Source organism: Sutcliffiella halmapala (assembly GCF_002019665.1).
Classification (GTDB): Bacteria; Bacillota; Bacilli; order Bacillales; family Bacillaceae_I; genus Sutcliffiella_A; species Sutcliffiella_A halmapala.
In genome coordinates this window covers 1090766-1106292 of sequence record NZ_KV917375.1, presented here as the reverse complement: position 1 = coordinate 1106292, position 15527 = coordinate 1090766, and the positions used below count along the sequence as shown (strand labels likewise).

15 protein-coding genes are annotated in these 15527 nt (G+C 37.5%); 6 read left to right on the top strand and 9 right to left on the bottom strand.

Annotated features, from left to right (window positions below; genetic code table 11):
* Positions 1-158 precede the first annotated feature (158 nt).
* The 4 genes from htpG to BK580_RS05275 all read right to left on the bottom strand — a co-directional run bounded on the left by htpG (position 159) and on the right by BK580_RS05275 (position 4324).
* Positions 159-2039 (bottom strand): molecular chaperone HtpG, encoded by a 1881-nt coding sequence (gene htpG / locus BK580_RS05290; protein ID WP_078379325.1) that lies wholly within the window; start codon positions 2037-2039, stop codon positions 159-161.
* Positions 2040-2445: 406 nt separating this feature from the next.
* On the bottom strand, positions 2446-3645 hold the full coding sequence (locus tag BK580_RS05285; RefSeq protein WP_078382646.1) for an MDR family MFS transporter: 1200 nt from the start codon (positions 3643-3645) through the stop codon (positions 2446-2448).
* Positions 3646-3882: 237 nt separating this feature from the next.
* Positions 3883-4044, bottom strand: coding sequence for a glycogen biosynthesis protein GlgD (locus tag BK580_RS05280; protein ID WP_078379324.1), 162 nt, complete (start codon positions 4042-4044; stop codon positions 3883-3885).
* Positions 4045-4060: 16 nt separating this feature from the next.
* Positions 4061-4324 (bottom strand): YtzC family protein, encoded by a 264-nt coding sequence (locus tag BK580_RS05275; RefSeq protein WP_078379323.1) that lies wholly within the window; start codon positions 4322-4324, stop codon positions 4061-4063.
* A 180-nt stretch (positions 4325-4504) separates the two neighbouring features.
* Between BK580_RS05275 and BK580_RS05270 the strand changes: the two genes are divergently transcribed.
* Positions 4505-5479 (top strand): tRNA modification radical SAM protein MnmL/YtqA, encoded by a 975-nt coding sequence (locus BK580_RS05270; RefSeq protein ID WP_078379322.1) that lies wholly within the window; start codon positions 4505-4507, stop codon positions 5477-5479.
* Positions 5476-6048: a tRNA 5-(aminomethyl)-2-thiouridylate-methyltransferase MnmM gene (locus BK580_RS05265; protein ID WP_078379321.1), complete on the top strand. Its 573-nt coding sequence runs from the start codon at positions 5476-5478 to the stop codon at positions 6046-6048. The genes BK580_RS05270 and BK580_RS05265 overlap by 4 nt, the downstream gene beginning before the upstream one ends.
* A gap of 99 nt (positions 6049-6147) precedes the next feature.
* Here BK580_RS05265 and BK580_RS05260 read toward each other — a convergent pair whose 3' ends face one another.
* On the bottom strand, positions 6148-6768 hold the full coding sequence (locus BK580_RS05260; RefSeq protein WP_078379320.1) for a TetR/AcrR family transcriptional regulator: 621 nt from the start codon (positions 6766-6768) through the stop codon (positions 6148-6150).
* Between the two features lie 185 nt (positions 6769-6953).
* Between BK580_RS05260 and BK580_RS05255 the strand changes: the two genes are divergently transcribed.
* Positions 6954-8144, top strand: coding sequence for a YhgE/Pip domain-containing protein (locus BK580_RS05255; RefSeq protein ID WP_078382645.1), 1191 nt, complete (start codon positions 6954-6956; stop codon positions 8142-8144).
* A 44-nt stretch (positions 8145-8188) separates the two neighbouring features.
* Here the strand turns inward: BK580_RS05255 and BK580_RS05250 are convergent, their stop codons facing one another.
* The 3 genes from BK580_RS05250 to BK580_RS05240 form a co-directional block, all read right to left on the bottom strand.
* Positions 8189-8731 carry a cysteine hydrolase family protein gene (locus BK580_RS05250; RefSeq protein WP_078379319.1) on the bottom strand — a complete coding sequence of 181 codons (543 nt, stop codon included), beginning with the start codon at positions 8729-8731 and terminating at the stop codon, positions 8189-8191.
* A gap of 154 nt (positions 8732-8885) precedes the next feature.
* On the bottom strand, positions 8886-9959 hold the full coding sequence (locus tag BK580_RS05245) for a tetraprenyl-beta-curcumene synthase family protein (protein WP_078379318.1): 1074 nt from the start codon (positions 9957-9959) through the stop codon (positions 8886-8888).
* Positions 9960-9961: 2 nt separating this feature from the next.
* Positions 9962-10753: an alpha/beta hydrolase gene (locus tag BK580_RS05240; protein WP_078379317.1), complete on the bottom strand. Its 792-nt coding sequence runs from the start codon at positions 10751-10753 to the stop codon at positions 9962-9964.
* Between the two features lie 213 nt (positions 10754-10966).
* Between BK580_RS05240 and BK580_RS05235 the strand changes: the two genes are divergently transcribed.
* The 3 genes from BK580_RS05235 (at position 10967) to BK580_RS05225 (ending at position 13377) form a co-directional block, all read left to right on the top strand.
* The gene (locus BK580_RS05235) at positions 10967-11485 is read left to right on the top strand and encodes a gamma carbonic anhydrase (protein ID WP_078379316.1); all 519 of its coding nucleotides are present in this window, start codon (positions 10967-10969) and stop codon (positions 11483-11485) included.
* A 171-nt stretch (positions 11486-11656) separates the two neighbouring features.
* Positions 11657-12208, top strand: coding sequence for a phosphatase PAP2 family protein (locus tag BK580_RS05230; RefSeq protein ID WP_078379315.1), 552 nt, complete (start codon positions 11657-11659; stop codon positions 12206-12208).
* A gap of 26 nt (positions 12209-12234) precedes the next feature.
* Positions 12235-13377: a glycosyltransferase family 4 protein gene (locus tag BK580_RS05225; protein ID WP_078379314.1), complete on the top strand. Its 1143-nt coding sequence runs from the start codon at positions 12235-12237 to the stop codon at positions 13375-13377.
* A 39-nt stretch (positions 13378-13416) separates the two neighbouring features.
* Here the strand turns inward: BK580_RS05225 and asnB are convergent, their stop codons facing one another.
* Complete coding sequence (gene asnB / locus BK580_RS05220) at positions 13417-15342, bottom strand: asparagine synthase (glutamine-hydrolyzing) (protein WP_078379313.1); 1926 nt, start codon at positions 15340-15342, stop codon at positions 13417-13419.
* Between the last annotated feature and the right edge of the window lie 185 nt (positions 15343-15527).

The following is a 15527-nucleotide window of genomic DNA, read 5'->3' as shown; positions in this document are numbered from 1 at the left end:
ATACTGTAAGGTGTTTTCCATGATATACAATTTATTCCACTGCCACTTATCATTATAACATAGTTTAAATTAAAAAGAGTAAGAACTAGTAAAGGGCTGTTCCTTGTACGCATCGCATATTACTCGGAACAGCCCTTTATTTATTCACTTATAAAAAATCACACCATTACTTTACAAATATCGTTTGTAAATTCAACAGGATCCTGGATTGGTAAGCCTTCTATTAACAACGCTTGGTTATAAAGCAAGTTCGTATATAGAGCTAACTTCTCCTTATCGGTTGCATGTGCTTCTTTTAAGGATTGGAACACTTCATGGTTTGTATTGATTTCTAGTACTTTGCTTGCTTTGACATTTTGATTATCAGGCATTGCGCTTAGTATTTTTTCCATTTCGATAGTTACTTCACCTTTAGTAGTCAAGCACACCGGATGAGTCTTCAAACGCTTAGAAACTTTTACTGAAGCTACTTTCTCACCTAACAAATCTTTCATGGAGTCAAATAGATCCTTATTTTCTTCTTGTTCCGCTTCTGTTTTCTTATCGTTATCTTCCGATTCAATTCCTAAATCGCCACTAGATACATTCTTGAATTCTTTTTCTTTATATGTCATTAACATCTTAATCGCAAACTCATCGATATCTTCTGTAAAGTAAAGAATTTCGTATCCTTTGTCTGCAACTAATTCAGTCTGTGGAAGTTTTTCAATTCGTTCTTTTGATTCACCAGTAGCATAATAAATATACTTTTGATCCTCAGGCATTCTAGAGATATATTCATCGAGCGTCACAAGCTTTTTCTCTTTGGATGAATAGAACATTAGTAAGTCTTGTAAAGCCTCTTTGTTTGCACCAAAATCGGAGTAAACACCGTATTTTAGCTGACGACCGAAAGCTTGATAGAATTTTTCATAGTTTTCACGCTCGTCTTTTTGCATGCTTTGAAGGGCGCTTTTGATCTTTTTCGCTAAGTTTTTCGCAATAAATTTCAACTGACGATCTTGCTGTAGCATTTCACGAGAAATATTAAGCGAAAGGTCTTCTGAGTCCACAAGGCCTTTCACAAAACTGAAGTGGTCTGGTAGCAAATCAGCAGATTTATTCATAATTAGCACTCCACTAGAATACAGTTCTAAGCCTTTTTCGAATTCCTTTGAATAATAATCAAAAGGAATACTTTCTGGAATATATAGTATTGCATTATATCGAATAGTACCGTCTACACTGATGTGAAGATGCTTTAGCGGTTTATCAAAGCCATAGTGCTTTTCATTGTAAAATTTCTCATAGTCTTCTGTCGTTAATTCCTTTTTGTTTTTACGCCAAATCGGAACCATACTATTGATGATTTGCTCTTCTTGCACTTCCTCTAATTCATTCTCATCTTCTACTTTTGGTTTTGTAGTCGTTACATCCATTTTAATTGGATAACGAATGAAATCTGAATACTTTTTGATGATAGACTTTAGGCGATACTCTTCTAAAAATTCGTCGTAATTCTCATCTTCTGTATTCTCTTTAATTGTTAAAATAATTTCTGTTCCAATGGAAGCTTTTTCATATGGCACCAGTGTATAGCCATCGGCACCTTCTGATTCCCATTTATAAGCTGTTTCACTACCTAATGCCTTACTTATAACCGTCACTACATCTGCCACCATAAATGCAGCATAAAAACCTACACCAAATTGTCCAATAATATCGTGACCATCTTTAATTTCATTTTCCTTTTTGAATGCTAAAGAACCACTTCTAGCGATAACCCCTAGATTTGCTTCAAGCTCTTCATTTGTCATCCCAATACCTGTGTCAATGATCGTTAACGTTCTATTCTCTTTATTTGGAATGATTTTGATAAAGTAATCATCCTTATTAAATATTAGTGATTCATCCGTTAATGTCTTGTAATAGATTTTATCCATTGCATCACTCGCGTTGGAAATTAATTCGCGTAGAAACACTTCACGCTGAGAGTAAATGGAGTTAATCATCATTTCTAATAGCCTTTTGGATTCTGCTTGGAACTCTTTTTTTGCCATCTTATACTATCTCCTTCCAGAATTTTATATATGTATTTTAGCACTCTAGTATACAGAGTGCTAATCTCTCTATTTAATTATCACATTTGGAGAATTTCTGTCAATAGGATAGAGAAATTTTCATGTGGATAATATGTGAATGGGTTAGATCATATATCTTCCCAAATAGAAAAAGCAATGCGATTTTCTTTATAGAAATGCACTGCTTTTATTTTTTGGCTCTGTTAAACACCGCTGTTGATTTCCGCACGAGGCTTCGCTTTCCACGGGGCGCTTGTGGAGCCTCCTCGGCTTCGCCTCCGGGGTCTCCACAAAACGCTATCTCCCGCAGGAGTCTTCACCTCGTGCTCCAATCAACAGCTAGGTACCTAGAAATCCACACTGTACTTTAACAGAGCCTATTTTTTTATAACACACTCTTTGACATTTCAGGAACTTTTGCCTGGTTTGCTTTCAACTTCCGATCGTAAACCAATGTAGTAAAGATCGCGATGACCATTAACCCCATTAATACTCCAAACAACATTCCCATACCATGAAAGTCTACTAAAATTCCTCCCATAAGTGGTCCAAGCATCCTGCCGCCAGTAGCGGTACTATTAACAATCCCCTGATAGAAGCCTTCTCTTCCTTTTGGAGCAAGTTCATTAGCTACGGTTGGGACTGCTGGCCACACAAACATTTCACCAATTGTAATGATAACCATCGCTACCACAAATGCCGTATATTGCTGTGCCACTCCAACGACTGCAAAGGATACTATGAAAATGATTAATCCGACGATAATTTGTGTTTTTAAGGTTTTCGTGTATTTTTTGACGATGAGCGAAATAATCGGTTGCGCTAACACAATAAGTGCACCATTAATCGTCCATAGAATGCTATATTGTTTCAACGAAATGCCTAGGGATTGAGTATGAGAAGCTATCGTTGTTTGCCACTGCACATATCCCATCCAGCAAAGAAGGTATCCAATACAAACAATAAGGAGAGCATAGAGCTTCGTATGATCCTTGATTTTCTTAGATTGATCCAAGACAGAAGTTTGATTGGATGGGTTTGCTTGAATCGATTTATAGCCAAATAAAGCAATGACAAAAAAGATGGCATACGTTAAGGTGTTTGCTAAGAATATGTAGTCAAACCGGATGTCTGCTACAAGTCCTCCTAACGCTGCACCAATTGCAACTCCTAAATTCTGGGCGACATACATGGCATTAAACGACCTTCTTCCGCCCTCTTTCCAAACAGAACCCGCCATCGCATACATAGAAGGAAACACAATTCCTGAACCAAACCCAATAATCGTTAAGTACACAATGTAAAAGTTCCAGCTATGATTGAGCGTCAATCCTATTAACGCGACAATGGTGATAGAAATCCCAAGTAATATGGAACGATAACCACCAATTTTATCAAATAAAAATCCGCCAATTAAATTTCCTATTACACTGGCACCAGCATTAACCATTAAGACAAGTCCTGCTACTGATAATGATTTTCCTAAAATGTCATGAATATATATTGTATTTAACGGCCATAAAAAAGAAGCCCCAGTTACATTTATTGCCATTCCAACAATCAATAACCAAAGGGCTCTGGGCATTTTCAACATAACATGCCCTCCTTAACCAATTATTTCGAAATCCAAAACAATTGTAATGTGTTTTGCACATAGTTTCAATACAAAAGATTGGAAATATGAAAAAATGATTTTTCTTACAATTCCCGGAGGACTCTAGGATGAACCAAATCATAAAACCACCCCAATTAATACCATTTTTTACCCGGCGCCCTTTTTTTACAAATCATCCCAAAAAATAAGAGCAGCCCGTGGCTGCTCTTATTTTTTTGCATTATGGTTTTTAGATTTAATTGGTTGGGCACGCTTTAGGTTCTTTTGTTTTACTTCTTTAATGGGATTGTACTCCACTCCCATTTCCACGCTGTTTTCGGCATTTTTTGTTTTTTGTTCTGGGTTATTTTGTTTGGAACGTTTTTTCACCAAGATAGTCTCCTTTTTAATGCCTTAGTAGGGTCATTTCATTTTGAAGTTGCTGTAGTTGTAGACGCATGCGATTTAGTTGTTCTCGTTGTTGTGCGTTACAACTAAAGGAAAGATGCATTAGATCATTATAGGTTGCTTCCATTTGTTTCTGTGCCATTGTAAATTCTGTATCATTATTATGTTCTAGCTTTTGTGCTTCACTGTATTGCACTTCTGCATTGTGTATGGCCTCTTCAAATTGCTGAATAAATTGTTCTACTGAATCTCTTGTTGCCATCCCTTTTCACCTCACAAGTAATCATGATGCTCCATTTTATTTTGCTCATTTTTCACTAGACCATGCGATGAACAATTGGAAAATATAATAAAAAGTATTAAGCTATTTCAATGCATTGGATGAACGTCGTAAAACATGCTAAAATCATTAATCAGATATATAAAAAGAGGAGGAGTACGGATGACAAAAGCAACTAGTCAAAATCCGTTTCCATTTTCCGTTGAGGATAAACGCTATCACACATGGAATTATCATTTACGTCAATCTTTTGGACATAAGGTTTTTAAAGTTGCGTTAGACGGTGGGTTTGATTGCCCTAATCGTGATGGTACAGTGGCACATGGTGGTTGTACATTTTGTAGCGCAGCTGGTTCTGGAGATTTTGCTGGAAACCGTGCCGACGATTTAATTACTCAATTTAACCAAATTAAAAATAAGATGCATCATAAATGGAAAGACGGTAAATATATGGCTTATTTCCAAGCCTTTACAAATACTCATGCCCCGGTAGCTGAACTTCGTGAAAAGTATGAAACGGTTTTAAATCAAGACGGTGTTGTTGGCCTTTCCATTGGAACTCGTCCAGATTGTTTGCCTGATGATGTAATCGAATACTTAGCTGAGTTAAACAAAAGAACCTATCTTTGGGTCGAGCTTGGGCTTCAAACCGTCCATGAAAGAACGGCACTCTTAATAAATCGCGCACATACATTTGATACCTATAAAGAGGGAGTAAATAAGCTCCGAAAGCACGGTATCAGAGTTTGCTCTCATATCATTAATGGACTTCCGTTAGAAAACAATAAAATGATGATCGAAACTGCACAAGCAGTAGCAAAATTAGATGTCCAAGGAATAAAAATCCATCTACTTCACTTACTTAAGGGAACCCCGATGGTAAAGCAATATGAAAAGGGCATGCTTGAATTTTTAGCATTTGATGATTATATTAACTTAGTTTGTGATCAATTAGAAATTTTACCACCTGAAATGATTGTTCACCGTATCACAGGAGATGGGCCAATTGATATAATGATTGGGCCAATGTGGAGTGTGGATAAATGGGCGGTATTAAATGCGATTGACGCTGAATTGAAACGCCGCGATAGCTACCAAGGCAAATATTATGTTCGATCAAACGAGGAGATTTTATGAAGCTAGAACGAGTTTTACCATATAGTAAAAAGCTTTTGAAGCTAGCCATTACTGAAGGAGATATTGCTGTAGATTGCACAGTCGGGAATGGGCACGATACCGTGTTTTTAGCAGAACTAGTTGGCTCGTCTGGTCATGTGTATGGCTTTGACATACAAGAACAAGCAATAAAAGAAACCGCAGAGCAACTGGACAAAAAAGAAGCTTCAAAACGAGTAACTTTATTTAAAGCTAGTCATGCACGCTTGCTTGAGCATATTCCGGTTGAGGACCACTCCAACATTAGAGGGGCGATTTTCAATCTAGGGTATCTCCCTGGTGGGGATAAAGAAATTGTCACATTAGCGGAAAGTACAATTACAGCGATTGAACAGCTCTTATCTGTTATGACAAAGGAGGCTGTCATTGTGCTAGTTGTCTATCATGGTCATCCAGAAGGACAGGTAGAACGTGATGCTCTGTTGGATTTTGTCATGAATTTAGATCAAAAGAAAGCGCATGTTTTGCAGTATCGTTTTATGAATCAAGTAAACAACCCGCCGTTTATTATTGCCATCGAAAAAAAATAGCCACACAATCGCAGTGCACTCTAATTCCGATGCACTGCTTTTTTCTGTATGGCTCTCCTGAAAACAAGGATGTGTCTGGTCAAAAAACTCTACTCTCGTTCAAAGTAGTTCTTGCTTTATTCCTGCTACTTGCCAAGGCCCTAATATTGTTAAATTTGATAAAACTAAAGAAATCTCACGTGGAGACAACTGCATACCAGTTTCCAGCCAATGCTGAATAACGCCTATGTTAGCAGCCATTACATAGGCTGTTAAATACTCTACTGGTACTTTCAAATCTTCTTTTTTTAATTTTGTCTCCATATTTTGAAGCATATTCTTTTTCATGACATTTTTTAGTTTGATTTGAAAAGATGGGTTGGCTTGTGAGCCTAAAACTACTTTGACCAAAGCCTCATTGCTTTGTAAATATTCCAAGAGCTTTTGCAGAAATGGAACTGGTTTACCTTCGCGATGCAGGCTTGCAAGTTCTTTTAAATCTAACTCCTTTGCTCTTCTCCCTAGTTCTTCTATTTCACGGATAATCTCATCTTCACTTTTCTCTAATAAATCATATTTATCTTGATAATGTAAATAAAAGGTTCCGCGATTAATATCCGCTCGTGATGTAATATCTCTAACTGTTATCGCTTCAAATCCTTTTTCCTCCATTAACTGCGTTAAGGCATCTCTTATCATGCTCTTTGTTCGAATAACACGCCTATCTGTAGACTCTTTCATTCAAAACAACTCCCAATTCCGTAGCAAATATTAATTAGAAATAAACATTTTTCACGATTGTGTTAGTTAATAGACAGTTCCTTCATTATTGTTTATTGCTATCCTTTCATAAAAATTATATTATACATCGTGAACATTAATCAACACGATGTTCATTAATTATAAAAGGGGGCTTAATCATGGAATTGATGAAAAACAAATTATTTCTATTAGCACCAATCATTGCGTTAACTGTTATTTTTATTTTTTCTTTAACACTCATTCCAACCGTACAACCCACACCAAAAAATCTACCTATAGCACTCGTTAACGAGGATCAAGGATTCGAATTGCCTAATCAAGCAAGATTAAATATCGGGCAGACTATAGTTGATATGATACATGAAAATGGGAACGCCATATCAGAAGAGGTTCCAACGGTAAATTGGATAGAAATGAAGAGCTATGAGGAAGTAGTTAGTGGTTTAAATGATCAGCTGTACTATGCGGCGCTTATTATTCCAAGTGATTTTAGTGAGAAACAAGTTTCGCTAAGAACACCCTCCCCTGCTACTCCTGAACTGCACATATACATTAACCAGGGTATGAATACAATGGCTTCTACCGTAGCCGGACAAATTCTCAATGGTATTGTGGAAAATATGAATAACCAATTGCGAACTCAGGCTTTAGAGGAGTTTACACAGCAAGGCGAATCCCTCACTGCCGAACAGGCTTTAAGCCTCGTGACACCTGTTGCGAAAATTGTAACAAATGTGAATGAGATAGGGACTAATAGTGCGAACGGGAATGCACCTGTGTCTTTATTTCAGCCTTTATGGATGGCAAGCGTTGCTGGGGCTGCGATTATCTTCTTAGCCATGACGAAGCTCGGAGAACTAAATCGAAAAGAAACGCTGGTGGCTAAATTCATTCAAATAATGATGGGAGCTATTCTTGCTTTTACTGTCGGTTTTGGGCTAACTTGGTTAGCAGATGGACTGCTAGGCTTGCATATCCCACAAGTGATGAATACCGCACTATTTTTAACACTTACTTATTTTTGCTATTTCTTAATGATTTCTGCTGTTCTTTCTTGGTTAGGAATTCGTGGGATTGCGCTTTTTGTTCTCGCATTGTTCTTTGGAGGCCCTTTATTAGCGTTAGCTCCTGAGTTCATGTCACCTTTTTATCGTGATTGGATTTACTCTTGGCTACCAATGCGTTTTATGGTAGAGGGGCTACGCGAGTTACTTTTCTTTGGGAAAGGTTTAGGCTGGAATAGTGCTACTATTAGTTTAGCAGCAATTGGTGCAGGAGGTGCACTTTTGGTGATAGCATCTGCATTCAAGAAAAATCCAGCAACTGCTGAAACAACTCAGCAAAATGTAAGTTAAGTCATTTTAAAAGGTTGTCCAACCATCGGGCAACCTTTTGTTCTTTACCGTATTAGCTCCGTATTTTGGAAGATAATTCCCTTCGTTTCCTTCGTTTTTGCAAACCACCGTAAAACTTGATTGTGATGGTTTATGATTTGCTGCGCTGACAATTCGGTGGATTCCCAAGTGCTATGAGCGTCTGTCACTAATGTAACATCATAACCTAAGCTAAAAGCTTTTCTGCAAGTTGTATCTACACATAAATCACTCTGAATGCCAGCTAGTATTAGATGGCCGATATTTTGTTTCTGTAGCTCTTCATTTAAATCTGTTTTTAAAAAGGAATCTGGGGTAGTCTTTTGGATGAACTTATCTGTTAAAGTAGGGAAAACCCCTGGATGAACCTCCCACGCCTCTGAACCTGGCTCTAATTCCTCTCCAATTGGCTCATTATGCTGAATATAGAAAATAGGTATATTCTCTTTTCGAGCACTCATTACTAGTTGCTGCAAATTCATGATAAGTTTTTCCCCGTTAAACACTGGATTTTCCTCGTTAAACATCGCTTTTTGAACATCAATTATTAGTAACGCTGCTTTTTTCATCCTTCTCCCCCTAATTTCTAATATTTCTTCTTCTACAACATTATAGATCATACGTTCGTACTTATCAACAATATGCTGAATATTCACACTAAAAAAAGCAGGAAGGATGGGTCAACTCACTCATCCTTCCTGCTTTTCTCTTCCTCTAGGCGTTCTACGATGTTTCCCTCCACCGCTGAATCCGTCGATATGCCCGTCCATTTACATAAAAAAAGTACGCGGTTCCCCCACTCGCCTTTATCATTCTTTTCGCCATTACAGCGACATCTTTACAATCATGAACCTTTCCATCAGATAGATATACACCTAGTAATCCTCGATTGATTAAACGGTGGAATTTTTCAAACGGCAAGCCAGCAGTATGTTCATCTGCCTTTTGCAAAAAATGATTTAACCTCTCCATTAAAACCGACTTATCCGAATAGTAGGTGCAGAAATTCAAATCTCCTCCTATACGATCCTCCTCTTGATCTATAAAGTAATCAAGTAAGATGTGGAGCCCCTGTATGTATGGAAAGTAACCTCCTACGATTTTTTCAGCATGTTCACTTGTAAAGTCTTTTCGAAAAGACTGCGATACTAGACAAAATATCCCAAGTGTCGAACCCGAGCATGCCGAGAATTCATACCATTTCATAGACGGTAACTCCGCTTCATATTCTGAAAACCATTGCTCTAACCGTGGAACACGTTCCTCAACCACTACATGCTTATGTACCTGTAAATCACAATAAAATCCAGCAAGCTTTGATAAGTGAGGAAAAATAATCTCATAATTAGCCATTTCTTTCAACACTCGTTGACAAGTTCGTACAAGTTCAGCCAAATAGCCACCATCATCCTGATCGTCACGTAAGCGATAATAATTCTTTACCGCTGCACCAACAGTCAGCGCATCTGGCATCGACTCATGCAAGGCGGCAAAATCCTCTGGGTCAAGTGAGGTACTTCGATCACATAAATTATCTAAGTAATCACTAATGGTTTGATAAGCAACAATAAACTTAATTGCTTCCTTATAATTCGGACCAGCTAGCAAAGCAAGGATTCCGCCACCTTCACAATGAAATGCCTTGGACTCTATACTTGCCAATGCCTGCGCTTTTAGTTCTGGATTAGGAATATCCAGCGCTTTTTTTTTCCAAAAACCTAATTCCTCATAAACTACCGGAAATACATCTCGATACACCCTTTTCATGAGAGAAAATGGATGAGTGGGTACCTTCAAGCTTATTCACTTCCTTCTAACTGTAAATTAAAAAAGGCTTTGGCATAGCGAAAGACCTGATCTCTCTCTGGCTCATTAAAAATCTCGTGGTAGAGTCCTTCCCACTCTCGATAGCTTTTTGCTTTTATCGATAAGGAATTGAACCAAATAGCTGAGGCTTCTTTGTCTACAATTAAATCATCCCCAGCTTGCATTAGCAAAAGAGGCACATCTGGAAAAGTATGAATGCTTGTAAATGCGTGGTTCATCGATTGGACTAACTCACGATACCATCTGACAGACACCTTCGTAATGTATAGTTCATCGTCATCATATTTTGCAATAACTTTATCGTTTCGAGTCGCCTTGTCAACGGTAAGCCCTGTATCGAATTTAGCTTTTGGAAGGATAAAGTTTAAACCTTTGGAAAGCACATCCATCTTTTTTGTAGGCTGGTGTGTTAATTTTAAACATGGAGAGGATAAAATTACACCCGCTACCAACAACGGACTCTTTTCTTGCAATGTCCTAATTACTGCGAGTCCTCCCATACTATGTCCAATGACAAAGACTGGCGGTTTTAGTAAGTATGCCTCTTTAATCCATTTTTCTACTTCCTCTATATATTCATCAAAGTTGTCGATATGTCCTCTTCTTCTAGTGGAAAGTCCTTGACCAGGTAAATCTCCCATCAATACATTAAATCCCGTAGCCATCCACTGGTCAACTAGCCAAGTATATCTACCATGATGTTCTTGTGCACCATGCACAATAACGATCGTCCCCTTAGGATTTTCCGCCTCCCATTTCCACATAAAAAACACTCCCTTAAAACAAAATAATTCTCTTTCTGATATTATAGAATAAGAAAAGTATAAGCGGCTCGCTCTGCTCCGACAAGCATAAGACGTCCCTAGTCTATTCCCAGAATCACTTATGCGTCAGGTGGTAAGGTAATCCGCCGATTCTAAGAAAGTTTTCTTATTAAAGTATAACAATTCTATCTTAAAAACAAGTTGGAGGATCTCATGTATAAAATATACCCATATCTGGATAAAAAACCACAAATTGACCCGACCGTATTTTTAGCTGACTTTTCTGTGATCACCGGTGATGTAACAATTGGTAAGGAAAGTAGCATTTGGTTTCATACTGTTATTCGCGGTGATGTAGCTCCTACGATCATTGGAGACAGGGTGAATATTCAAGATCAATCCCTTTTACACCAAAGTCCAAAGAGAACTTTAATTATAGAAGATGATGTCACAGTTGGGCATCAATGTACACTACATAGCGCAATAATTCGAAAAAATGCCTTAATTGGGATGGGATCCATCGTATTGGATGGTGCTGAAATTGGAGAAGGTGCATTTATTGGTGCAGGTAGCCTTGTTTCTCCTGGCAAAAAAATCCCTCCAAATTCCCTTGCTTTCGGACGCCCTGCTAAAGTAATTCGGGAATTAACAGAAGAAGATAAAAAAGATATGGCTCGAATCCGAAGAGAATATGTTGAAAAAGGACAATTTTATAAATCTCTGCAAAAATAAATTCCTCCCATTAACCGTTATGTATTCTATAGCGGTTTTTTTTATTCTTAAATTTTCGTAAAATATATTTTGAAATTTTTCATATATTTTTAACAATGACTTATTACTTACTAAATATTTACTACTTAGAATATAGATAGAAAGAAGAATCTCTAACGAGGAGGTGTGATAATGGGTAAATTATTTCACAATATTTACGAGCTTGAATGTCATCTTTTTCGTGGAATAAATCGACATTTTGATAGGAAGTATTTAAACTTCTTTTTCCGATCCATTACTCATATGGGTGGAGCAGTCTTTACCATAGGTACTCTTTTAGCACTCATTATCCTCAGTTCTAATTCTTTACAATATGTTGCTATTGCAAGCGGGATTTCCTTAACCCTCAGCCACATACCTGTTGCAATAATGAAAAAGTACTATCCAAGAAAACGACCGTACCTCGCCTTAACGGAAATTAAAGTGACAACCAATCCATTAAAGGATCATTCCTTCCCGTCTGGTCATACGACGGCAATCTTTTCATCTATAATTCCGTTTATTATATATATGCCTTTTTTAGCAATTTGCTTAGTTCCACTAGCATTAAGTATCGGATTCTCCCGAATATATCTCGGACTACACTATCCAACTGATGTAGCAGTTGGTTGCTTACTTGGAACCACTGTTGGTATAAACTCCTTTTTCCTAATTGAAAAGATTTATCCATATGCTTTTATCTAAAATGCAAATTGAGATGGAGGTTTCATATGAAGATAGCTATTTTCACCGATACTTTTGCACCAGATGTAAATGGAGTGGCAAGAACCTTAAATCGATTTACCTCATATCTGGAGAAAAATAAAATAGAATACCGTGTTTTTGCACCAGAAAGTACAGAAAAAGAGTTGTTTTCAAGTCATGTTTACCGATTTGCAAGCCTTCCTTTCTTCTTATATCCCGAGTGCCGTCTTGCACTTCCAAACATGATATCCATTAAGCTAGAACTACAAAAATTTCAACCAGACTTAATTCATGTCGCTACTCCTTTCAATATTGGGTTATGCGGAATCCATTTTGCAAAAAAACTAAACATTCCAATTGTGGGATCCTATCACACTGACTTTGATAAATACCTCGAATATTATGACCTTCAATTTCTCACTAAGTTTTTTTGGACATATATGAACTGGTTCCATCGACCACTTCGGAAAATATTTGTTCCTTCCATCGACACACAAAATCATTTAAAAAAACATGGCTTTACGAATACAGCTATTTGGCCAAGAGGGGTAGATTGCACCGCTTTTCATCCGAATTTTTCAGCTGAAGCACTGAAAATCAAATACAAGATTAAAGAAAAATATGTTATCTCCTATGTAGGACGACTTGCTCCAGAAAAGGATGTTTCATTAATACCTAAAATACACGCCGCACTCCCCGATCATATTCGTCAACATGTTCATTGGCTCATTGTAGGAGATGGCCCATTAAAGCCAGAGTTAATGAAGGCAGCTTCCTCTAAAATGACGTTTGCAGGATTTCAATCTGGCTCTAGCTTAGCAGAGATCTATGGTGCATCTGATTTATTTGTGTTCCCTTCTTCTACTGAAACGTTTGGAAATGTCGTATTAGAATCACTAGCTTCTGGTACCCCAGTTGTTGGTGCAAACGCAGGTGGAGTTAGGACGATTCTTCAGGATGGTGTCACAGGCCTATTGTGCCCAGAAAAAGACGTCCCTTCCTTTGCACGAGCCATTTCCACCATCCTTAATGATCATGTGCTTCGAGAGGATATGAGCATCGCTGGGAGAGAATACGCGCTACAGCAGTCTTGGGATGCTATTTTCCAAAGGTTGCTACTAGATTATGAAGAGGCGTTAACTAATCAAGATCTTCAAGAGTTAGCTTAAAAAACGAAACTCATTATCTACACGAAGAAAAGGAGGCGACTATGCCTCCTTTTCTTCTTCCATTTTCTCATTATCCTCTTCTAGCCAATCCTTTTTACTTACGGAGTTTATACACTGATATTGCTCCACATACATATTGTGCCACACTAAAAATACAATCACTGTCCAAAGTTTTCGGCTATTATCTCTCTTCCCTATCCGATGATCCTCTAAGAGCTTCAGTAAATAAGACACATGGAAATACTCAGTTGCAGTAGTACTATTTTTGAAGATCATGTACGCCCATTCATAAAGTTCATTCTTTAACCAGACTCGGATAGGTACGGGAAAACCTAATTTTTTTCGATTCACTACATGAGCTGGAATCAAGTCTTCAACTGATTTTCTTAATAAATATTTTGTAGAGGTAGAGGAGATTTTTAAATGAGGTCCCAATGAAGAAGCAATATCAAATACTTCTTTACTTAAAAAAGGCACTCTTACCTCTAATGAATGCGCCATAGACATCCGATCAGCTTTTACCAGAATATCTCCGCGTAACCACGTTAACATATCCACATACTGCATTTTCGCTATCTCATCATACTCTGCAGCCTCTTGATACATCTTTCCGGTTATTTGAATAGTGCTAAGTTCTTTTTGATATTTTTTATAAAACAAACTCTTTTCTTCTTCCGAGAATATCTTTGCGTTTCCGATAAATCGCTCTTCAATAGGCGTACACCCTCTTAAAAGAAACCCTCTACCCTTCATCCCCTCCGGAAGCTCTTTTCCGATTGCTCGAATAACATCTTGAATAAAAGGTGGAATCAAGGAAAAAGCTCTCAAAGAACGTGGTTCTCTATAAATATTATACCCTCCAAATAATTCATCTGCCCCTTCTCCTGAAAGGGCAACCTTTACATGCTTCCGTGCTTCCCTTGCTAGAAAGTAAAGGGGAACTGCAGCCGGATCAGCAACTGGATCATCTAAATGCCAAATAATTTTTGGCAACTCTTTGCTAAACTCTTCTGCAGTAATGATATAGCTATCGTTTTCAAGCTTTAACTTTTCCGCGGTTTTCTCAGCAATTTCAATTTCACTATAGCCATTTACATCAAAGCCAACAGAAAATGTCCTAATCTTCGAATGTTGTTCCTTTGCAAGTGTCGCAATAATTGTAGAATCAATCCCACCTGATAAAAAACAACCGACTGGAACATCGCTCCTCATTTGTTGCTCTACTGATTTTCTAAGCGTACTCTGTACTAGCCCCTTTAACCCTTTTTCTGATTGGAAGATGGGAAAAAAGGTAGGATGCCAATATTCCTTCACTTTCATCTTTTCACCCAATTGTTTATAAAAATAATATCCAGGAGGTAGTTTCTTAACAGAAGAGCAAATAGTTTGAGGTTCTGGCACATACTGAAAGGAAAGATAGTGTTGCAGTTGATCGTATTGAACATCATCATTTATAGAAACAGGTAACAGTTCTAACAAACTTTTAAATTCAGAGGAAAAGCTAAAACTCTCTTCCTGCTCCAGATAGTAAAAAGGCTTTATTCCAAATGGGTCCCTCGCTCCAAACAATTCCTTATCATGAGAATCCCAAATAACAAAACTAAACATTCCTTCCAATAATTTTACACATTTTTCCTTATACTTGCTATATAATGCAACTATCACCTCGGTATCAGACTCTGTTTGAAAAACAAACCCTTCAACCAGAAGTTTCTCTCTTAACTCCAGATAATTATATATTTCACCATTAAAAACAATCCAATAACGACCGTCCTCATAAGATAGCGGTTGATGTCCCTTTTCTAAATCAATAATACTTAGCCGTTGAAAACCAAGCTGTATATCATTATCCATATAAACTCCTGTATCATCTGGTCCACGATGGTGAATAACCTTTAACATCGAAGTAATGGATCGCTGATTCTTAGCTTGTATTTCAAAAAGACTTCCTACAAATCCACACACATTCCCACCCCACTATCATTCCCTTGACCTGTTAGACGATTTAGAGCTAATCCAAGTTACATATTATTCTCTTAGTTTTGACGAAAATGCCTCCATCGTATACTTGAGCCGCTTTACACGGATATTTTCACAGAAAAGTTGCAACCTTTCGATATTACCGTTTATAATAGTAATAATCTAATGAA